Annotated in this window: 19 protein-coding genes; 3 read left to right on the forward strand and 16 right to left on the reverse strand. The window is 71.4% G+C overall.

What is annotated here, in order from left to right:
* Positions 1-266 precede the first annotated feature (266 nt).
* The 6 genes from OG792_RS16890 to OG792_RS16915 form a co-directional block, all read right to left on the reverse strand.
* Positions 267-3,074, reverse strand: a complete 2,808-nt coding sequence (locus tag OG792_RS16890; protein WP_329110697.1) for a helix-turn-helix transcriptional regulator — start codon at positions 3,072-3,074, stop codon at positions 267-269.
* Between the two features lie 79 nt (positions 3,075-3,153).
* Positions 3,154-3,765 carry a TetR/AcrR family transcriptional regulator gene (locus tag OG792_RS16895; RefSeq protein WP_329110698.1) on the reverse strand — a complete coding sequence of 204 codons (612 nt, stop codon included), beginning with the start codon at positions 3,763-3,765 and terminating at the stop codon, positions 3,154-3,156.
* Between the two features lie 65 nt (positions 3,766-3,830).
* Complete coding sequence (locus OG792_RS16900; protein ID WP_329110700.1) at positions 3,831-5,048, reverse strand: acyl-CoA dehydrogenase family protein; 1,218 nt, start codon at positions 5,046-5,048, stop codon at positions 3,831-3,833.
* Entirely contained in the window at positions 5,048-6,082 is a 1,035-nt protein-coding gene (locus tag OG792_RS16905; protein WP_442932428.1) for a phosphotransferase family protein, read from the reverse strand. The genes OG792_RS16900 and OG792_RS16905 overlap by 1 nt, the downstream gene beginning before the upstream one ends.
* On the reverse strand, positions 6,079-6,849 hold the full coding sequence (locus OG792_RS16910; RefSeq protein ID WP_442932479.1) for an SDR family NAD(P)-dependent oxidoreductase: 771 nt from the start codon (positions 6,847-6,849) through the stop codon (positions 6,079-6,081). Before OG792_RS16910 ends, OG792_RS16905 begins: the two co-directional genes overlap by 4 nt.
* 136 nt (positions 6,850-6,985) lie before the next feature.
* Positions 6,986-8,866 (reverse strand): ABC transporter ATP-binding protein, encoded by a 1,881-nt coding sequence (locus tag OG792_RS16915; protein WP_329111303.1) that lies wholly within the window; start codon positions 8,864-8,866, stop codon positions 6,986-6,988.
* Between the two features lie 304 nt (positions 8,867-9,170).
* Here OG792_RS16915 and OG792_RS16920 point away from each other — a divergent pair, with 304 nt between their 5' ends.
* Positions 9,171-10,904 (forward strand): M28 family peptidase, encoded by a 1,734-nt coding sequence (locus OG792_RS16920; protein ID WP_329110704.1) that lies wholly within the window; start codon positions 9,171-9,173, stop codon positions 10,902-10,904.
* Positions 10,905-11,008: 104 nt separating this feature from the next.
* Here OG792_RS16920 and OG792_RS16925 read toward each other — a convergent pair whose 3' ends face one another.
* From OG792_RS16925 to OG792_RS16960, 8 genes are all read right to left on the reverse strand, one after another.
* Complete coding sequence (locus OG792_RS16925; protein ID WP_329111304.1) at positions 11,009-12,295, reverse strand: ABC transporter substrate-binding protein; 1,287 nt, start codon at positions 12,293-12,295, stop codon at positions 11,009-11,011.
* Between the two features lie 88 nt (positions 12,296-12,383).
* The gene (locus tag OG792_RS16930) at positions 12,384-13,457 is read right to left on the reverse strand and encodes a branched-chain amino acid ABC transporter permease (protein ID WP_329110706.1); all 1,074 of its coding nucleotides are present in this window, start codon (positions 13,455-13,457) and stop codon (positions 12,384-12,386) included.
* Positions 13,454-14,332, reverse strand: a complete 879-nt coding sequence (locus OG792_RS16935; protein WP_329110708.1) for a branched-chain amino acid ABC transporter permease — start codon at positions 14,330-14,332, stop codon at positions 13,454-13,456. The genes OG792_RS16930 and OG792_RS16935 overlap by 4 nt, the downstream gene beginning before the upstream one ends.
* A 52-nt stretch (positions 14,333-14,384) precedes the next feature.
* The gene (locus tag OG792_RS16940; RefSeq protein ID WP_329110710.1) at positions 14,385-15,110 is read right to left on the reverse strand and encodes an ABC transporter ATP-binding protein; all 726 of its coding nucleotides are present in this window, start codon (positions 15,108-15,110) and stop codon (positions 14,385-14,387) included.
* Complete coding sequence (locus OG792_RS16945; RefSeq protein WP_329110712.1) at positions 15,107-15,964, reverse strand: ABC transporter ATP-binding protein; 858 nt, start codon at positions 15,962-15,964, stop codon at positions 15,107-15,109. Before OG792_RS16945 ends, OG792_RS16940 begins: the two co-directional genes overlap by 4 nt.
* Before the next feature lie 203 nt (positions 15,965-16,167).
* Positions 16,168-17,103 (reverse strand): alpha/beta hydrolase family protein, encoded by a 936-nt coding sequence (locus tag OG792_RS16950; RefSeq protein WP_329110713.1) that lies wholly within the window; start codon positions 17,101-17,103, stop codon positions 16,168-16,170.
* Positions 17,104-17,154: 51 nt separating this feature from the next.
* Positions 17,155-17,319, reverse strand: coding sequence for a hypothetical protein (locus OG792_RS16955; RefSeq protein ID WP_329110716.1), 165 nt, complete (start codon positions 17,317-17,319; stop codon positions 17,155-17,157).
* Between the two features lie 103 nt (positions 17,320-17,422).
* Positions 17,423-17,746, reverse strand: a complete 324-nt coding sequence (locus OG792_RS16960) for a hypothetical protein (RefSeq protein ID WP_329110718.1) — start codon at positions 17,744-17,746, stop codon at positions 17,423-17,425.
* Between the two features lie 344 nt (positions 17,747-18,090).
* Here OG792_RS16960 and OG792_RS16965 point away from each other — a divergent pair, with 344 nt between their 5' ends.
* The gene (locus OG792_RS16965; RefSeq protein ID WP_329110720.1) at positions 18,091-18,390 is read left to right on the forward strand and encodes a helix-turn-helix domain-containing protein; all 300 of its coding nucleotides are present in this window, start codon (positions 18,091-18,093) and stop codon (positions 18,388-18,390) included.
* A gap of 126 nt (positions 18,391-18,516) precedes the next feature.
* Here the strand turns inward: OG792_RS16965 and OG792_RS16970 are convergent, their stop codons facing one another.
* The gene (locus OG792_RS16970; RefSeq protein WP_442932452.1) at positions 18,517-19,407 is read right to left on the reverse strand and encodes an IS5 family transposase; all 891 of its coding nucleotides are present in this window, start codon (positions 19,405-19,407) and stop codon (positions 18,517-18,519) included.
* Positions 19,408-19,698: 291 nt separating this feature from the next.
* On the opposite strand from OG792_RS16970, the gene OG792_RS16975 reads away from it, so the two are divergent.
* The gene (locus OG792_RS16975) at positions 19,699-19,920 is read left to right on the forward strand and encodes a hypothetical protein (RefSeq protein WP_329104148.1); all 222 of its coding nucleotides are present in this window, start codon (positions 19,699-19,701) and stop codon (positions 19,918-19,920) included.
* An 8-nt stretch (positions 19,921-19,928) separates the two neighbouring features.
* Here OG792_RS16975 and OG792_RS16980 read toward each other — a convergent pair whose 3' ends face one another.
* A complete protein-coding gene (locus OG792_RS16980; RefSeq protein ID WP_329110722.1) occupies positions 19,929-20,063 on the reverse strand; it encodes a hypothetical protein in 135 nt (44 codons plus the stop codon).
* Positions 20,064-20,118 lie beyond the last annotated feature (55 nt).

Consider the following 20,118-nt stretch of genomic DNA (forward strand, 5'->3'; position numbering starts at 1 on the left):
TCCTCTTCCGTAACTCCGGAATGCCTGGAGGTCGGTCGGATGGGGGTCCGACCGGTACGGCGCCGCGGTGACCGTGGTCCACGGCGCGGCAGAAGATGCCAAAAAGGGCACCTCCTGCTCGGAGGCGCCCTTGTGCCTGGCCTCAGGTCGAGCGTGGCGGATGGAATCCGTCGCAGCGCCTCTCGACCCGGGCCGCGCCCCGTGGGGCGCGTGCCCAGTATATAGCGGCCCGGGACCGATACTCCCTCGACACCGACCGTCGGGCCCTAGGACAGGGCGCGTACCAGGTCGATCCGGGAGCGGATGCCGAGCCGGCTGAAGATGTTGCGCATGTGGTGGTCGACCGTACGGGTGGACAGGAACAGCCGGGCCGCCACCTCACGGTTGGTCGCGCCGTCGGCCACCAACCGGGCGATCTGCAACTGCTGCGCGGTCAGCGCCCGGGTCACCGGCACCGCCGACGCCTCGACCGCCTCCCCCGCCGCCCGCAGTTCGGCACCCGCCTGTGTCGCCCAGACCTCCGCACCCAGGTGCACGAACGCCTGCCGGGCGCTGTGCAGGTGCTCCCGCGCGTCCCGGGGTCGCCGACCACGCCGCAGCTCCTTGCCGAACAACAGCTCCGTACGCGCCCGTTCGAACTCCGAGCCGTTGGCCGGGTGCAGCAGCAACGCCGTACGGAAGCCCTGCTCCGCCTCGTCGCTGCCGCGCGGGGCCAGCAGGGCGTGGCACCGGGCCGACAGGGCGCGGCGAGCGGGATCACCGGTGTCGTCGGCCCAACCGTCGAAGACCGCCAGCGGGGCGAGTGCCGGGGTCCGGTCGCCGCACCGGGCGGCCGCCTCGACCAGGTAGGGCAGGGCCATCATCTGGATGAGCAGTTGCCCGCGCCCGGTGAGCGGGTCGGCGAGTGCGGCCAACCGGGCGAGCGCGTCGTCGCACCGCCCGGCGCTCAGGTCGAGTACGCCCAGCGCCCACTGGGCCAGCGCCCTGGGCCGGCTCTCGCCGTCCGGCCCCTCCCCCAACTGCGCCACCCAGCCGGCACAGGCCCGGTGGTCCCCGGCGATCGCGGCGAAGACCGCGAGCAGACCCAGGTGGGTGGCGGCGCAGTTGTCCTGCCCGGTGTTCCGCGCCGTGCGCAGTCCCTCCCGGGCGGTCTCGGTCGCCGCCTCGTCCGGGCCGAGCCAGTACTCCGCACACGCGCGCAGTTCCAGCACCCTGGGCAGCAGCGCGACCTGCCCGGTCAGCCGGGCCAGTTCCGCCGCGCGGTTGGCCGACCGGTGGGCGGTCCGGTCGTCGGCCAGCAGCAGGCTGTCCGCGCTCGCCACGGCGAGTGCGGCCGCGTCGTCGAGCCGGTTGGCGAGCGCGACGACCCGACGCAACGCCGGCATCGCCCGGTGGTGGTCACCGCGCAGCATCGCGCCGAAGCCGAGCAGGTGGTCGACCATCAGCTCGGTGACCGGTGACCGGACCGGATGGCGCAGCGCGGTCGCGCGGTGCACGAGGTCGGTGAAGCGGCTGTCGTCACCGGCGAAGTTGGCCGCCTCGCCAGCCCGGACCAGGGCGGTGAGCGCGAGGTCGGGCCGGTGGTCGGCGAGCAGGTCCGCGGCGGTCAGCAGGATCTCGATCGCCGCGCCCGCCGACCCGGAGCGCAGTTCCATCTCGCCGCGCAGGAGTTGCACCGGGCCGAGCAGCTCCGGTCCGACCGCGACCGCTCCGGGCACCTCCGGCACGAGCGAGTCGGGCGACGGTACGCCGGACCGCCCGGCCGACCCGCAGGCCAGTCCACACAGCAGTTCCCGGGCTCGGCGGGGGTCACCGGCCAGCCAGGCGTAGCGGGCGGCGGTCGCCATCCGGCTGGCGGCGAGGGCCGGTTCGGTGGTCAGTTGCGCGGCTCGCTCCAGCGCCGCCGACGCGGTCGGGTAACCACTCGCGCCGCCGGTGGCGGCCCATTCCAGTTCGGCGGCGAGGGCCGGATCGGGACCCTCCGCCGCGGCGGCGAGGTGGACCGCGCGGCGCAGCCGGTTGCGCTCACCGTCGAGCACCCCGGCCAGCCGCAGGTGGCCGGTACGCCGCTGGGCCAGCGGCGCCTCGTCGTGCACGATGGCCCGTACCAGTGGGTGGGCGAAGTGGACCCGGTGTGCGTCGACCCGGACCAGCCCGGTCAGCTCGGCCGGGGTGAGCGCGTCGATCACCATCCCGGATTGCCGGGCGGCCCGGACCAGGGTGGCCGGGTCCGGTTCGGCGTCGAGCGCGGCGAGCAGGAGCAGCCATCGGGTGTCCGGCGGCAGTCCGGCCAGCCGGCGGCGGTAGCGCTGGCGCAGCACGCTGTCCGGGGCGAGCGCCGCCGGTGGCGGTTCGTCGCCGCGTCGCTGCGCGGTGGTGAGCGCGGCGGCGAGGTCGGCGAGCGCCTGCGGATTGCCGGCGGCGAGCGTGACGAGGGCGGCGGCGACCGGGGCGGGCAGCCGCTCGGGGAGCAGGTCGGCGAGGAGTTCGGCGCTGGTGGCGTCGTCCAGGCCGCCGAGGTGCCGGGCGGGAATGCCGCCGGGCAGGGTGTCCTGGCCGGCGCCGAGGACGACGGCGACCGGTTGGTCGCGCAGTCGCCGGGCGGCGAAGGTCAACGCGTCGATCGACGGCTGGTCGAGCAGGTCGACGTCGTCGACGGTGCACAGCACCGGCCGGTGCCGGGCGGCGGCGACGAGCAGGCCGTGTACCGCGATGGCCAGGGCGAACCGGTCCGGCGTGGGGCAGCCGCCGCCGGCGACGGCCCGAGCGAGGATCCGGCCGAGCGCGCCGGGCAGGGTCGCGGCGTGGTCGGAGACCGGCTCGACCAGCCGCTGCAACCCGGCGTACGCGAGGCCGGTCTCCTCGGCCAGCCCGGTGGCGGCCAGGACGGTGACGTCGGTGGCGATCGCCCGCGCGTAGGCGAGCAGAGCGGTCTTGCCCGTTCCCGGTGGACCGTGGAAGAGCAGCGCGCCGCCGTTGCCGTGGGCGGCCCGGTCGAGCAGACCGGCGACCGCCTGCCGCTCGGCGGTCCGGCCACGAAGGGTGGTTATTTGCACTGTCGATGCAGTAACCATGGATTCAGTGTTACCTATGGGTAACGAGTTGGAAAGAGTTTGGTGACCCGGTCGTTTCACGGGTGGGGAACGGCTCGGGTCAGGACGGCTTCGGGTCGGCCAGCAGGGCCAGCACCGTACGGGCCATCACGGCTCGGGCCCGGTCGACACCCAGCCCGAGCCCGTCGCGCAGCATCGACCACGCCGGCCACATGCTCGCCGCCACCAGGGCATTGACCAGTTCCTCCCGGCCGGCCCCGGCCCGGTCGAGTTCGGCGGCGAACAGGTCGAGCACCTCGTCGCGTACCCGGTCGATGTGTTTGAGCCGGTTGCGATGGATCTGGGCGGAGACCGGTTCGCGCATCTGCGCGGCCCGCGCCGACGGGGCGATCAACTGGAGCAGCCGGGCCCGTTGCCGGCAGTAGGCGTCGACCCGCTTGGCCAGCGGCAGGTCCGGCGAGATCGGCCGGTACGCGGCGTCCTGCTGGTGCAGCACCCGCTCGCCGCTGGCCTCAAAAAGCGTCTCCATGTCCTTGAAGTTCGTCCAGAGGGTACGCAGCGACACCCCGGCCCGCTCGGCGATCCGCTCCCCGGTCGGCCGCAGGTCCCCCTCGGAGATGAGCACGAGGTGCGCCTCGACGATCGCCGCCCGGGTCCGTTCCGCGCGCGCGGTCCGCCCGTCGACCCGAACCGGTACGTCCGCCTGGCCCATCCCGCCACTCCCCCTCTGCCCCGACGATCGAGAGCAAGATCATGCACGCAGAGTGTAGCCAGCGGTCAGGACACCGCCGGCAGGTGGCGGCGCAGTTCCCGACGGGCGAGCGAGCGGCGGTGCACCTCGTCGGGGCCGTCGGCGATCCTGATCGTCCGGGCCCTGGCCCACATCGCGGCCAGCGGGAAGTCCTGGCCGACGCCGGCCGCACCGTGGGCCTGGATCGCCCGGTCGAGGATCCACTCGACCGCCCCCGGTACGACGATCTTGATCGCCTGGATCTCGGTGTGCGCCTGCCGGTTACCGACAGTGTCCATCAGCCACGCGGTCTTGAGCACCAGCAGCCGGGCCTGTTCGATCCGGACCCGCGACTCGGCGATCCAGTCCTGGATCACCCCCTGGTCGGCGAGCGGGCCACCGAACGCCTGCCGGGCGCCGACCCGCCGGCACATCAGCTCCAGCGCCCGTTCGGCCATGCCGATCAGGCGCATGCAGTGGTGCACCCGACCGGGGCCGAGCCGGGCCTGCGAGATCGCGAACCCGTCCCCCGGCGCCCCGACCAGGTTCCCCACCGGCACCCGTACGTCGACGAAGTCGATCTCGGCGTGTCCACCGTGGTCGCCGTCGTCGTAGCCGAACACCCGCATGCCCCGCCGGACCGTCACGCCGGCTGTGTCCCGGGGCACCAGGAGCTGGCTGTGCCGCCGGTGCCTCGGCCCGTCCGGGTCGGTACGACCCAGCACGACGAAGATCTCGCAGCGCGGGTTCATCGCCCCGGTGACGAACCACTTCCGTCCGTTGACCACGTAGTCGTCGCCGTCGCGCTCGATCCGGGTGGCGATGTTGGTGGCGTCGGACGAGGCGACGTCGGGTTCGGTCATCGCGAACGCGGACCGGATCCGCCCGTCGAGCAGCGGGGTCAGCCATCGTTCGCGCTGCTCGGCGGTGCCGAACTCGGCCAGCAGTTCCATGTTGCCGGTGTCCGGGGCGGCGCAGTTGAGGGCGGCCGGGGCCAGGCCGGGGCTGCGGCCGATGATCTCGGCCAGCGGGGCGTACTGGAGGTTGGTCAGGCCGGCGCCGTGCTCGCCGGGCAGGAACAGGTTCCACAGCCCGCGTCGACGGGCCTCGACGGCGAGCCGGTCGACCACCGGTGGTCTGGTCCACGGGTCGCCGGTGGCGACCTGTTCGGCGAACTCGGCCTCGGCCGGGTAGATCCGCTCGGTCATGAAGTCGAGCAGCCGCCCGCGCATCCGGACGGTGGTGTCGTCCAGGCCGAAGTCCATCAGCTTCCTCCCAGTGTGCTCAGGCCGGCCGCGATCAGCGGCGGGACCCGTTCGCCGACCCGGTCGAATCCGGCGCCGACGGTCTGTCCGCGTACGTAGCGGTAGTGCACGCCTTCGAGGATCACGGCGAGCTTGAACGAGGCGAAGGCGACGTACCAGTCCAGGTCGCTCACGTCCCGGCCGGTGCGGTCGGCGTAGTCGGCGGCGAGTTCGGCCGGGGTGGGCCAGCCGGGCGCGTGCAGCCGGGCCGAGTAGACCAGCAGCAGGCCGAGGTCGGTGAGCGGGTCGCCGAGGGTGGACATCTCCCAGTCGAGCACCGCCCGGATCTCGCCGTCCGGTCCGACCACCGCGTTGTCCAACCGGAAGTCACCGTGCACGACCGTGGCGTCTCCCGCCGCCGGTACGGCGGCGGCGAGCCGGTGGTGCAGTTCCTCGATGCCGGGCAGGTCCCGGCTGCGGGAGGCGTCGAGTTGGGTCTTCCACCGGCGCACCTGCCGGGCGGTGAACCCGTCCGGGCGACCGAAGTCGGCCAGCCCGACCCGGTCGGGTGCCACGGCGTGCAGGTCGCCGAGGGTACGCACGAGCGACCGGGCGAGCCCGGCGACGGCGGCCGGACCGGGGGCGGTGAGCTCGGCCGGCACCCGGTAGACCCGTCCCCGGACGTAGCGCATGAGGTAGAACGGTGCGCCGATGACGTCCGGGTCGGCGCAGTGCAGCAGGACCCTCGGCACCGGTACCGGGGTCGGCGCGAGGGCCCGCTGCACCCGGTACTCGCGGCCCATGTCGTGGGCGGTGGCGAGCACGTGGCCCAGCGGTGGTCGGCGGACCACGAACCGGGTCCGGCCGTCGGTCACCTCGTAGCTCAGGTTGGACCTGCCGCCGGCCAGCACCGCGCCGCGCAGCGGGCCGGTGACCAGGTCGGGCGCGGTCCGGTCGAGATGCGCGCGCAGCCGACCCAGGTCGAGTCCGGGCAGCACCGCAGCTGCCGGTGGTCCGCCGGGCCGTGGTCGGTCGCCGCCGCGTGGGTCGCTCACCGGCCGTCGGCCGCCGCGTCGAGACCCTGCTGTACGCGGTTCATCGCGCGCAGCCACCGGTCCGGGTCGGTGGCCCGCCGGGTGTAGAAGGTGGCCACCTCGGGGTGCGGCAGGATCAGGAACCCGTCGCCGTCGAGCGCCGCCACCACGCAGTCGGCCACCTGTGCGGGGTCGAGCGCGTCGGCGTCGAGCTGGCCGTCGCCGCCGGCCAGCATGGGCGTACGCACTCCCTGCGGGCAGAGCGCCTGGACGGTGATCCCCCGGTGGGCGTACGTGGCGCGCAGCCATTCGGCGAAGCCGAGTGCCGCGTGTTTGCTGACCGAGTACGGGGCGTTGCCGAGCAGGGTGAGCAGTCCGGCCGCCGAGGCGGTCACCACCAGCCGGCCCCGCCCCGCCGCCAGCCAGTACGGCAGCAACGCGCGGGCGGCGTGCACGTGGGCGAGCACGTTCACCCGCCAGGCGGAGTCCCAGGCGTCGGGGTCGGCGTCCACCCCGCCGCCGGGTGCCACCCCGGCGTTGGCGCAGAACAGGTCGATCCGCCCGAGCCGCCCGTACGCGATCTCGACCAGCCGGGCGACCTCGGCCGGGTCGGCGGCGTCGCCCGGCGCGGCGTGGCCCCCGATCCGGTCGGCGACGGTGCGGGCGGCCGTGGCGTCGAGGTCGTTGACGACGACCCGGGCCCCGGCGGCGGCGAACCGGGTGGCGAGGGCTGCGCCGATGCCGGAGCCGGCGCCGGTCACGACCACCCCGGCACCGGCCAGTTCCAGTCCGGTGGCGGTCATTCCGCCGGCGGTCATCCGGACCGGCCGGCGGACCGGGCCGACCGGCCAGCAGAATATGCATTCACAGTGCTAATAGTAGGAGCGGGCCGGTCGACGCGTCAATCACGCGACGGGGCCCGCCCTACCCTTGGGCCGAGCCGGGTGCCCGGTAGCCGGCGGCCTGCAACGCGAACAGCTCGGCGTACCGGCCGCCGGCGGACACCAGTTCGTCGTGGCTGCCGGACTCGACCAGGGCACCGTCGTGCAGGACGAAGATCCGGTCGGCGTGCCGTACGTTGGCCAGCCGGTGAGTGATCAGGATCGTGGTCGCCCGGCCCTGCCGGTCCCGGATCGCCTGGAAGAGAGCGTCCTCGGCGCGCGGGTCCAGGGCCGAGGACGGCTCATCCATGATCAGTAGCTCGGCCTCGCGGAGGAAGCCCCGTGCCGCCGTGACCCGCTGCCACTGTCCACCGGAGAGGTCCTGGCCGTTGGCGAACGTACGGTCCAGCAGCGTCTCGTACCCGTGCGGTAGGTCGCGGATCATCTCGTGGGCGACCGCCCGCCGCGCGGCGAGCTCGATCCTGTCCTGCCGGGGCTCGGTCTCGACGTCGCCGATGGCGATGTTGGTGGCCACGGTGAACGGCCACCGGTGGTACTCCTGGGTCACCACGGCGATCCGGAAGCGCAGCCCCGCCGGATCCCACTCGGCCAGCGGCCGACCGTTCCACTCGATACTGCCGGCGCTCGGGACCCGCAGGCCCGCGATCATGGCGGCCAGGGTCGTCTTGCCCGATCCGTTCTCCCCGACGAACGCCACCGTCTGTCCGGCCCGGATCGTCAGCGTCACGTCGTCCACCGCCGGGTCGGCGCGCTCCGGATAACGCAGGCTCACCCCGCGTACGGCGAGCTCCGTCAACGGGCTGACCGGCGCACCGCCACCGGTGACGGGCAGGTAGTTCGCCGCCCGTTTCATGAATCCGGTGTAGTCACCGAAGTGCTGGCCGTCGGTGTAGATCCGGTCCACCTGGGTGGTGACCGTGCCCAACGAGCGCTGGGCGGCCTGCACCGCGATCACGCACGTCGCCGCGGCCGCCAACGGGATCTGTCCGTCCATCAGCAGGACACCGAGCAGGACGTACACCACCGCGGTGGCCAGCCCGCCGATCACCGAGCCGATGCTGGTGGTGGTCGTGACCTTCCGGGCCAGCGCTATCTGGATGTCGGTCTCCACGCCCATGACCCGGTCGTACTGGTCGAGCAGGAACCCGCGCAGCCCGTACGTGCGCAGCTCCGGGGCGGAGGCGCGCTCGGCCATCAGCCGGTGCAGGATCCACAGCCGGCGGCGGCGCACCGACCCGGCGATGTAGGTCTGGTAGCGCTGGTGTCCGGCGCGCAGCGACGCCCAGGCGCCCGGCAGGGTCGCCACCAGCAGCGCGATCAGCAACAGCGGGTGGATCACGATCACCGCGACGGTCACGGCGAGCAGGCCGACCAGTCCGGCCATCAGGTTCACCGCACCCTGCACGAGCGCGATCGCCGAGTTGGTGCCCCGGGAGGCGCGTTCCATGTCGTCGGCGAACGCGTCCTCGTCGAAGGCGTCCAGCCGGACCAGGGTGGTGACCTCGAACAGGCCGCGCTCGACCTCGCGGCTGACCCGAGGGGTGAGGCCGTTCTGGGCGTACCCGGTGGTGATGCCCAGGCCGGCGCGGACGGCGGTCGCCGCGGCGAGCAGGGCGAGCGCGGGCAGCGCGGCGGCGACCCGGTCCGGCGTCGGGCCGCCCGCGAACAGCTCGACCAGCACCCGCTGGGTGGCCAGCAGACCGAAGGCGGCCATCGCCCCGGCACCGACCGTCGTGGCGGCGACAACCGAGGTACGGATCCGGTCGGCGCGCCAGCTGACCCGGATCGCCCTGGCGACCAGGCGGGGCAGTTCGGCGAAGACGGCGAGCAGACCGGCGTCGGCGCGAGCCCGGATGCCGCTCTCCCACCAGGTGCTGCGCAGCTCCGGCAGCACCGATTCCACCGGCTTCCCGCCGGCCGGTACACCGGCGGCGCTCTCACCGTCGCCGCGGGTGGTGTCGTCGGTGGCGAAAACTGTCACAGGACCTCCCGAGCTGACCCGCCCGCGTCGTCGGGACACCCCCGTACGGGCGATTGTTGACCTAGTAGATCGGCTGTTGACCTATTCCATTGACGCGTGCGATTGTCTCACCCGGTGGGCGACGCGCCCTCCACCCGGAGCCGCGCCGACCCCGTAACCCCCAACCGATCCGACGGCGTCCGGCCCCACCGGGCGGACCGTCCGTCGATCCCCCCGAGGAGTCTCCATGAGACGCAGAACGCTGACCACCGCAGTCGCGCTCGCTGTCTTCACCGGGCTGACGGTGACGCCGGCCGCGTCGCCGGCGTCCGCGTCGCCGCTCGCCGCGCCGCCCGTGTCGGTGGCGGCGGCGCCGGACATCGCGGTCGCGAACGTCCAGGCGCACCTGACCCAGTTCAACACGATCGCCACCTCGAACGGCGGCAACCGCCGGGCCGGGTCGGCCGGCTACACCGCCTCGGTCAGCTACGTGAAGGACAGGCTCCAGGCGGCCGGCTACACCGTCACCGAGCAGCGCTGCACGGACTGCACCTACCCGTCGAACAACCTGATCGCCGAGTGGCCCGGCGGACCGGCCGACCAGGTGGTCATGTTCGGCTCCCACCTCGACGGCGTCTCGGCCGGCCCGGGGATCAACGACAACGCCTCCGGCTCGTCCTCCCTGTTGGAGAACGCGCTGGTACTGGCCCAGCAGAACCCGACCATGACCAAGCGGGTCCGGTTCGCCTGGTGGACCGACGAGGAGCAGGGCCTCAACGGCTCCGACTTCTACGTCCGGTCGCTCACCGCGACCCAGCGCGGCTACATCAAGGGGTACTACAACTTCGACATGGTCGGCTCGACCAACGGCGGGTACTTCATCAACCGCATCACCTCGGCCACCGCCGCGCCGCTGAAGGCGTACTGGGACTCGCTCGGGCTCCAGCCGGAGGAGAACGTCGAGGGCCAGGGCCGCTCCGACGACTACTCGTTCCAGCAGGGCGGCATCCAGACGTCCGGCTACGCCGCCGGTGCCAGCGCCCGCAAGACCGCCGCGCAGGCCACCAAGTGGGGCGGCACGTCGGGATCGGCGTACGACCCCTGCTACCACCGCGCCTGCGACACCACCAGCAACATCAGTGCCACCGTCCTCAACCGCAGTGCGGACGGAATCGCGTACGCGATCTGGCAGCTCGCGGTCGGCACCGGCACCCCGACCAACGACTTCTCGGTCGCCGTGGCCCCGACCTCCGGCAGCGTCGCCCGGGGCGGTTCGACCACCGCCACGGTGTCGACGGCCACCACCTCCGGTAGCGCCCAGACGGTCAGCCTGTCCGCCTCCGGCGCGCCCTCCGGCGTGACGGTGTCGTTCAGCCCGTCGTCGGTCACCTCCGGCGGCTCCGCCACGCTGACCGTCAACGCCTCGGCCAGCGCGCCCACCGGCACGTACAACATCACGGTCACCGGCACCGGTTCGGTCACCCGTACCGCCACCTACACCGTCACCATCACCGGCGGCGGGAGCTGCACCGGCGGGCAGGTCGTCGGCAACGGCGGCTTCGAGAGCGGCACCACCCCGTGGACCGCCACCAGCGGCGTGATCACCAACTCGGCCAGCCAGCCGGCGCACGGCGGCTCGTACAAGGCGTGGCTCGGCGGCAACGGCACCACCCGTACCGAGACGCTGACCCAGTCGGTGACCGTGCCGGCCGGCTGCTCGACGTACACACTCGGCTTCTACCTGCACATCGACACGGCCGAGACCACCACGTCCACCGTGTACGACCGGCTCACCGTGCAGGTCAACACCACCACGCTGGTCACGTACTCGAACCTGAACGCGGCCGCCGGCTACCAGCTCCGGACGTTCAACGTCGGGGCGTACGCCGGACAGACCGTCACCCTGCGGTTCAACGGCACCGAGGACTCCTCGCTCCAGACCAGCTTCGTCGTCGACGACGTGACGTTGCAGGCCAGCTGACCCGGTCCGGGGGTGGTCCGGGCCAAGCCGGACCACCCCCGGAGCCCCGGTGACTCGGTCCGGGTTCGACTTGAACCAGCGGTACCGAGTCGTGGACGAAGCGGTCAGGAGGTGGACGGGATCCCGTTCGTCGGCGGTGTGGCCGGGGCCACGGTGTACTCGTTGACCGGGCCGTCCGCCTCGTCCGTCTCGTACGTCGGGCCGAAGTAGCTCTGCACCCCGCCGGTGACCCGGCTCAGCCGCGCCCCGCCGTAGCCGGAGTGGTCGGTCTCGGAGAACCGCAACGGGGCCAGGCCCGGCCCCTGGAAACCGCCCGTCTCCACCGCCGCGATCAGCGACTCGCGGGTCAGGTCCTTACCGGCGGCGAGCAGTGCCTGCACGAACAGGTAGCCGACCGACATGCCGTAAACGGTGTTGCCGTCGAACGGGGCACCGCCGTTGTGCGACTGGTTCACCTTCGTGAACAGCTGGATCCACGGGTTGGCGGCGTCGTTGTTCATCGGCATGTAGTTCGACCCGACCATGCCTTCGAGCAGCGGTGCGGCGGCGCCGAGCGACTTGGCGACGGTGTTGTAGTCGGCGCCGACGTTGGAGACGATCCACTGTGGTTTGAAGGCGAGCCGGGCGGCGGTGCCGATGGACAGCGCGGTGAAGCCCGGTACGGTCGCCAGCACCACTACCTGGCAACCGGCCGCCTTGAACGCGCCGATCTGCGGGGCGACGTTGGTGTTGCTGGTGACGTACGTCTGCTTGGCCGCGACCCCGGCGGCGCCGAGGATCTTCTCCACCCCGGCGAGGGTGTCCCGGCCGAAGTCGTCGTCCTGGCCGAGGAGACAGACCTTCTGCCCGGCGAGGTTGGTCTTGATGTGGTTCGCCAGGATCTTTCCCTCGACGGTGTAGTCGGTGTTGTACCCGAACGTCGACGGGTACTTCTCCGGCTGGTCCCAACTCCGGCTGCCGGAGGCGACGAAGAGGTCCGGCACCCGGTTGCTCCTGAGGAAGTCGAGCACCCCGGTGTGGGTCGGCGTACCGAGCCCGTTGAGTACGGCGAACACCTTGTCCTGCAACACGAGCTGGCGGACCACCTGCTGGGTGTTGGCCGGGTTGTAGCCGTCGTCCATGATCTTGTAGGTGATCTTCCGACCGTGCACCCCGCCGCTGGCGTTGACGTAGTCGAAGTACGCCTTCGTCGCCGGTGCGATGCTCGCGTAGCCGGCCGACGCCGGGCCGGTCAGCGGCATGTGCGTACCGACGACTAGCTCGGTGTCGGTGACGCCGGGTACGGGTGCCCCGCTCCCGCCCGAGCCGCCGTCGTCGCTGCACGCGGCGCTGGTGACGAGCAGGGTGAGCGAGGTGGCGATCACGAGACCGCGTCGTACGAAACGTTGCATCATGGGAGGCACCGACCTTTCTCGGTCCGGTTCAATCTGACGGTGTGTGCCGCTGGTGTGGTGGTAGTAGTGGTACGGGCGGCGCCGGTCAGCGCCGCCGACCGGGCAGCGCGCGCCCGATCCGGGTCAGCAGCCCCTGGATGCCGCCCGGAGCGGCGATCATGACGACGATCAACGTGACTCCGAAGATCGCCAGCGGAAGGTTGCCCTCCCACCGCTGCGCCACCGAGGGCGACAGCGTGAACAGCTCGGTCAGCGAGTGGGTGAGGTCGGGCAGCGCGACCAGCAGCACCGCCCCCCAGACCGCGCCGGCGAGGCTGCCCAGCCCGCCGATCACGATCGCCATCAGCAGGAACAGCGACAGGGTCAGCGAGAACGCCCCCGGTGAGACACTCTGTGCCAGCACCGCCAGCAGACCGCCGCCGAGTCCGGCGCAACCGGCGCTGACCACGAACGCCAGCACCTGGGTCCGGGCGACGTGGATTCCGGCGAGCCGGGCGGCGACCTCGTCGTCCCGGACCGCCCGCACCGAGCGGCCGAACCGGCTGCGGACCAGGTTCGCCAGCAGCAGCATGGTCAACAGGGTGACGGCACCGGCCAGCCAAGCCTGCCAGCGTTCGTAGGGGAAGTAGGGGCCGAGCGCGAGCGGTGGGGGCGCGACCGGCACCGACAGTCCCTGTTCGCCGCCGAGCACCTCGTCGAAGGTGATCGCCACCGCCGGCACCACCACCGCGACGGCCAGCGTCAGACCGGCCAGGTACGGTCCCCGCAGCCGGGCGGCGGCCAGCCCGATCACCGCGCCGACGGCGACCGTGACGACGACCGCGGTGAGCAGCGACACCGCGAGCAGCCAGCCGGAGGTGGCGCCGGTGTCGGCGATCCGGGTCTGGGTCAGCGCCACGGTGTACGCCCCGGTGGCCATCAGCGCGCCGTGCCCGAGGGAGAGTTGCCCGTTGAGTCCGGTGAGCACGGTCAGCCCGGCGGTGGCGCAGAGGTAGGCGGCGACGGTGGCGAGTTGGAAGTTGCGGAACGGCTCCAGCCCGTACGTGGCGGCCACCAGGAGCAGCGCCGCGACCAGGGTGATCCCGAGGTGGCGGAGCAGGGTCGACCGTCCGGCCCCGGTCGTCGCCGGCGCGGCGGTGACCTGCGCCGGCGCGTTCACACGTGCCTCGCGGCGACACCGGAGAACAGGCCGCCCGGCCGGGTCAGCAGCACCACCAGCAGCAGGGCGAGGACCGCGAGCGGGGTGACGTCGCCGCCGACGTACCCACTGACGTAGGAGAGCAGCAGCCCGACCACCAGCCCGCCGATCACCGCGCCCGGTGGACTGTCCAGCCCGCCGACGACCGCCGCGGTGAACGCCGAGACGAAGACCAGGTCCATGGCGTGCGGATGCAGCCCGAACTCGGTCGGGATGACCAGCATGCCGGCGAGTGCGCCGACCCCGGCGGCGAGCGCCCAGCCGAGGGTGAGCATGCCGCCGACGTTGACCCCGAGCAGCCGGGACACCTCGGGGGCGAAGGCCGCCGCCCGCATCCGCAGGCCGACCGGGGTACGGCCGAACATCCAGGCCAGGCCGAGCACGACCACACCGACCGAGGCGAAGACAAACAGGTCGTACGGGGCCAGCAGGACCAGCCCGCCGACGGTGAACGCGGTCCGGTCGAACGGCGCCGGGGCGGGCAGGAACTCGTTGCCGTACACGATGCCGAGCACGGCCTGGATGACCAGGACCAGCCCGAGGGCGACGATGACCGCGTTGAGTGGTGACGTGTGGCTGACGAAGCGCATCACGGTCAGGTCCACCACGGCACCGAGCACCAGTCCGGCGGCGAGCGCGGCGGCGAAGCCGATCCAGTAGGAGCCGGTGGCGACCGACACGCTGTGCGCGACGTACGCGGTGGCCACCGCCATCGCGCCCTGGGCGAAGTTGACGATGCGGGCGGCCCGCCAGATGAGTACCAGGGCCAGGGCGAAGGCGGCGTACACCGCTCCCCTGGCCAGCCCGTCGAACGTGAGAAACACGAAGCGGTCCAAGGTTTCCTCCCTCCGAGCTGTTCGAGCTGTCCGATCCGGTGCGGATCGCGGGTCAGAATCCGAGGTAGGCGTGCCGCAGGTCGGCGTCGTCGCGCAGCCCGGCGGCGCCGGTGGCGAGGGCGACCCGGCCGAGCGACATCACCACGGCATGGTCGGCGACCGAGAGTGCGCCGCGTACGTTCTGCTCGACCAGCAGCACGGTGAGCCCGGTACGGTCGCGCAGTTGGCGTAGCAGCGCCATGATCTGGGCGGTCACCCGTGGGGCGAGCCCGAGCGACGGTTCGTCGAGCAGCAGCAGCCGGGGTCGGCCGACCAGGGCCCGGCCGAGCGCGAGCATCTGCCGTTCGCCGCCGGAGAGCTGGTGTCCGGCGTGGCGCCGCCGTCGGGCCAGCGGTTCGAACAGCTCGTAGACCTCGGCGAGCGCGGCGCGGGCGTCGGCCCGGTCGCGCCGCCAGAGCCCGCCGAGGCGCAGGTTCTCGTCCACGCTCAGCTCGGCGACCACTGCGCGCCCCTCCGGCACGTGGGCCAGACCCCGGCGGACGAGTTGCTCGACCGGGACGCCGCGCAGGTCGGCGCCGTCGTAGACGATCCGGCCGTCGGTCGGCCGGATCAGCCCGGACAGCGTACGCAGCAGCGTGGTCTTGCCGGCACCGTTGGCACCGAGCACGGCGGCGATGGTGCCGGGCGCGACGGTCAGGTCGACCGACCGCAGCACCGGCGCGGCACCGTAGCCGGCGACCAGGCCGCGCACGCTCAGCAGCGGTTCGTCGGCGCTCATGCCACCACTCCCCGCCCCGCCCGCGCGGTGGTGGATCCCGTTGCGACCGTCCCCGGCTCGGCCTGTGCGGTGCCGGTTTCCGTGATGTCGGTGCCGAGGTAGGCGTCGGTGACCGCCGGGTCGTCGCGGATCGCCTCGGGTGGCCCGGCGGCGATCACCCGGCCGAAGTCGAGCACCACTATCTGGTCGCAGACCGCCATCACCAGGTCCATGTGATGCTCGACCAGCAGCACCGCGCACGGATGCTCGGTGCGGCGGGGCAGGTCGCGGATCAGGGTGCCGAGTTCGTCGATGTCCTCGGCGCCGAGGCCACCGGCGGGCTCGTCGAGCAGCAGCAGCCGGGGTCGGGCGGCGAGCGCGCGGGCCAGGGCGACCCTTTTGCGTACGGCGAAGGGAAGCGTGCCCGGGGCGGCGCCGGCCCGGTCGGCGACGCCGAGTTGGTCCAGAATGGTCAGTGCGTGTTCGCGCAGCCGGTGTTCGTCGCGGTCACTGCGCGGCAGTCCGAACAGGGCGGCGACGAACCCGGCGCGGGCCGAGTTGGTCGCACCGGCCATGACGTTTTCCAGCACGGTGAGGCCGGCGAACAGGCCGACGCCCTGGAGGGTGCGGGCGATGCCGAGGCGGGTGAGCCGGTGCGGGCGTGGGCGCAGTGGTTGTCCGTCCAGCGTCAGGCTGCCGGTCGACGGTTGGACCAGCCCGCAGACCACGTTGAACAGGGTGGTCTTGCCGGCGCCGTTGGGTCCGATCACGCCGACGACCCGATCGGCGGGCACCCGCAGCGAGACGTCGTGCAGGGCGGTGAGCCCACCGAAGCGCACCCCGATGCCGTGCAGCGCGAGCCCGTGCTCCGTCATCGTCATCCCTCGTCTGCCCGCCAAACTAATTACACTCGGAGTGTACGTTTCTGAAACCGGTCGTCAACACCTTCGATGCGTAGCTGTTACCTCCCCGCCATCCGGGCAGGTCAGCGGGTGGGCGACCGCGCAAGACGAAAGCTCGGGGCGGTCGCGTCGGACCGGAGGCGGCCGTGGGCCGATCGCCTCCGGTCGTACGCGGATCAGGCGCTCGGGCAGGTGTTGCGGTACTCCTCGATCGCCGAGCCGGTCGGTCCCGGGCAGAGGAACTGCTCGTAGCGGGTGTCGTCGTCCACGAACCGCTTCAGCCAGGCCACCGCCTGCTTCGCGGTCGGGGTGTTGGTGGTCTGCGGGAAGAAGTGGCTGGCCGCGTTCAGCTCCAGGTACGCCTTCTCCGCCGACGCCGGAATGCTGTTGTAGAACGGCACCGAGTGCGACGAAACCGGCGCGATCGTGTCGCTCTCGGCACCGATGATCAGCGTCGGCACCCGCAGGGTCGACCAGCTCTTGGTCCCGTTCCACGGGGCGAGCGGAACCGCGGCCTGGAGCGACGGGCGGGTCCGGGCCGCTTCGAGCGAACCACCGCCACCCATCGAGTGACCGGCGACGGCAAGCCGGGTCGAATCGATCCGGGTACGCACCGAGCTCTCCTCGACCAGGTAGTCCAGGGCGGCCAGAAGCTGCTCACCCCGGCTCGCCGGCTGGTCGTAGATCGTGTTGGTCTCGATGCCGATCACCACGAAGCCGTGCGAGGCGATCCGGGGGCCGAGCCAACTGATGCTCGACCAGGCCGCGGTGAAGCCGGGCGAGATCGCGACGGCGCCGAAGGTGCCCTCGCTGGTGCTGGTCGGGTAGTAGATGACCCCGCCGCCGAACCCACTGACCAGTGAGGAGACGTTCTGCGAGGAGGTGGCGAACGGGCCACGGCTGGCTTCGAGGATGGCGCTGGTCGGGTTCGGACCACGCTCGTACGGGCCGGCGGCCCGGGCGGCGCCCGGCACGGCGACGAGGCCGATCGCGACCAGCGTCGCCGCCACGGCGAACCGGGCAAAACCGAGAAGAGCCGATCTCGTACGGGTGGGGGCGGGGGTGGAGGTGTGTGGTTGCACGTCGGTGTACTCCCTGTTCGTCGGGGTCATATCGACGTCCACCAGTGTTTGGCGCACCGGACCGGCCACGCATCGGCGAAATCACCAGTCTGTTGCCGGTGAATCCCCGGGATCCGGCCGTTCCCGGTCGGACGGGCCCGGATTGCGGGCGAGCGGCCGACCGAACCAGCTCAGGAAGCGGGCGTCGACCTGTTCGGCGGTCAGCCCGGTCAGCTCGGTCCGGGCGACGCGGAGGTAGGGCGCCATGTAACGGTCGAAGACGCGCGGGAGACTCCCACCGTCGAGGTCACGATGACTCCCTTCTGTCAAATTCATCCGTACCGGCGTGGGTAGGCCGGACGGGAGAGGCTCAGCGGCGAGTGCCGGTGGTCGGGTCGGCTGGTCGTCGTACGGGTGGTTTGTTGGGTGCCAACATGGCGGCACCGCGTTGGGCGGTCGGTGGAGCCTGCCGGTGGGGGCGGGCGAGCAGACGCAGGCCGTCGAATTGGACGAAGAGCTCACGCTTCACGGTCGCCTCACCCTTGTTATCGAGCACGTAGCCCGTCAGCCAGACCCAACCGTCGTAGGTGAGTTGCTTCGAGACGACCGTGACCCGGAACGCGATTCCACTGTCGCCGCGCAACTGGACCGAGGCCGCCGCTCCAACCCCCAGCACATCACCTGGTTCAGGCATCAACGAGGGATCTCCCGGTCACCAGCAATAAGTATCAAGTTTTGGCGGGCAATTCAGACGGACCTGGTTACCAAGAGCAGCGCCCAAGCACCCGCACCCACCCCGAGGCCCCGCTCACGAGGTTGCCGCCCGACCCAACCCCGGGCAGCCCGTGGGCCGCGCCCGTTGAGCTGTACTGATACAAAAGAGATGCAAGTCGATGGTGTACGTCCTAACCGACACACCGAGCGAAGGTGACAAGCCTTCAATGCGTTGAGCAGCATCATGAGTACAGGTTGTGGCCGACACTCGCCTGCTACCCCGAAATCATTCCGGGTAGCACACAGAAGGGAGGCGTCACCCATATGGACGAGATGAGCGTTTCCCTCACCCTCGGCGAACGCGTGGCCTGGTATCGCCGTCGACGCGGCCCGTCTCAGGAGGTAGTCGCCGGACTCGCCGGCCGTACCGCCGACTGGCTCGGCAAGGTCGAGAACAATCGGATCGAACTGGACCGGCTCTCCGTCATCAAGACCCTCGCCGACGTTCTGGATATCGCACCCGGAGACTTGCTCGCGGAGCCCTCGTTGATCAAGCGGACTATGTACGGCGACACCCAGACAGGTTCCGCGCTACCTGTCCGGGCAGCCGACCGAGAGCAGTGAGTCATCCCAGGTGGCATGGATCGAACAGGCGGCTCTGGACGATTTGAACATCGATCCTCCGATGCGCCTACGCATCGATCACGGGTACGCGAACCTGCCGCAGCCCTACATCGGCTAGGCCGTGTTTCATAAGCCTGGTCGGAGCCACTCGTTGATCGTGGCGATGTGCACGGTGGCCTGATAGCGGACGGCGAGTTTGTCATAGCGGGTGCCCAGGGCTCGGTTGCGTTTGAGCTGGTTGATGCCGCATTCGACGGCGTGGCGTTGCCGGTAGGTGATGGGGTCGAAGGCTGGTGGCCTTCCGCCCTTCGAGCCCTTCCTCTGTCTGCTCGCGGCCTGGTCGATCTTGATCGGAATGGTCGCGGCGATCCCTCGACGGGCCAGATACAGGCGGTTGGCGCGGGAGCTGTATGCCTTGTCGGCCAAGACCCGGTCCGGTCGCGTACGGGGGCGGCCGGCGCCGGGGCGAGGAACCCGGATACCGGCCAGGACTGGGACGAACTGCGGGCTGTCCCCACGCTGTCCGGCGGTCAACACCGTCGACAGCGGCTTGCGTCCCTGCTCACAGGCGAGATGCAGCTTCGTGGTCAGCCCACCCCGGGACCGTCCCAGGGCGTGATCGTCGGGTTCGTCATCGACACCACCGGGGGACTCGACCTGTAACTCCGGGCGGGTACGGGCGCCGGCGGCGTGCTGGTGGGCGCGGGCACTGGTGGAGTCGACACTGACGTCCCAAGTGATCAACCCAGCCGCGTCCGCCCTCGCCTGCAACCCGGTGACGACGTCCCGCCAGACCCCGGCACGCTGCCACCGACGGAACAGTCCGTAGATGGTCTGCCAGGGCCCATACAGTGCGGGCACGTCCCGCCACGGCGAGCCGACCCGTGTCCGCCACCGGATCCCGTCGATCAACTGCCGTCTGCTCCACTTCGGCGGACGTCCTGACCCACGTGGCCTGGGCAGCAACGGCACCAGCGCCGCCCACTGGGCGTCGGTCAGGTCGTGTCGCCTCGTCACCGCTAAGGTGGCCACGAGGTCTCCGGTTATGGGTTCTTCTTCGTCGTTGAACCACCTACCGGAGACCTCACCGTCTATCGATCACCGACACGCCGAGCTTCGGATCCGACGATCTCCCCTTCTATGCACCGCCAGGCGGCGAAGCTGCCATGCCGCAAGAAGGTCTGCCCAGGCATCATGGTCACCATGAACGCTGATTGGGTCACTATCGCAGCCTACGAGAACACCCCTGGCTGTCCGCGGCCGTTGGCTGCGGCCCGCGCTTGACTGCGTGACCGGGGCATCGATTGGATGCCCTTCGAGTCGAGCGAGGTCTACTGGGGTCTGGCCTGCGGTATTGGCCCTGATGGTCACTGGCACGGCTGGTTCGACGTCCGTATCCAGGCTGCCGCTCTGCGCCGCCTCGGGCTGCATCCCGACCAGCCGACCGCGACGGTCACCGGGCCGACCCCGCCCGGCTGGTGGCATGCCGCCGCAGAACGCAACGCTCAGGGAAACAGCAATCACTTTTGAAACACGGCCTAGTCATAGCGCGGCGAGACGGCCTCGGTACGCCGTACGGCCTCGATGATGTCAGGTTCCGCTCGATCGATGAAGCGGGTCACCAGATCGTCAGGGCCACAGCGAAACCGGATTTCGCCCAGACGCTCGAACACGTCGAAGTCCTGCCCATCGGGGCCGGTAGTCGCGTCGCAGTACCAGAGCGCGTCA

Origin of the sequence: Micromonospora sp. NBC_01699 (assembly GCF_036250065.1) — a bacterium.
Classification (GTDB): Bacteria; Actinomycetota; Actinomycetes; order Mycobacteriales; family Micromonosporaceae; genus Micromonospora_G.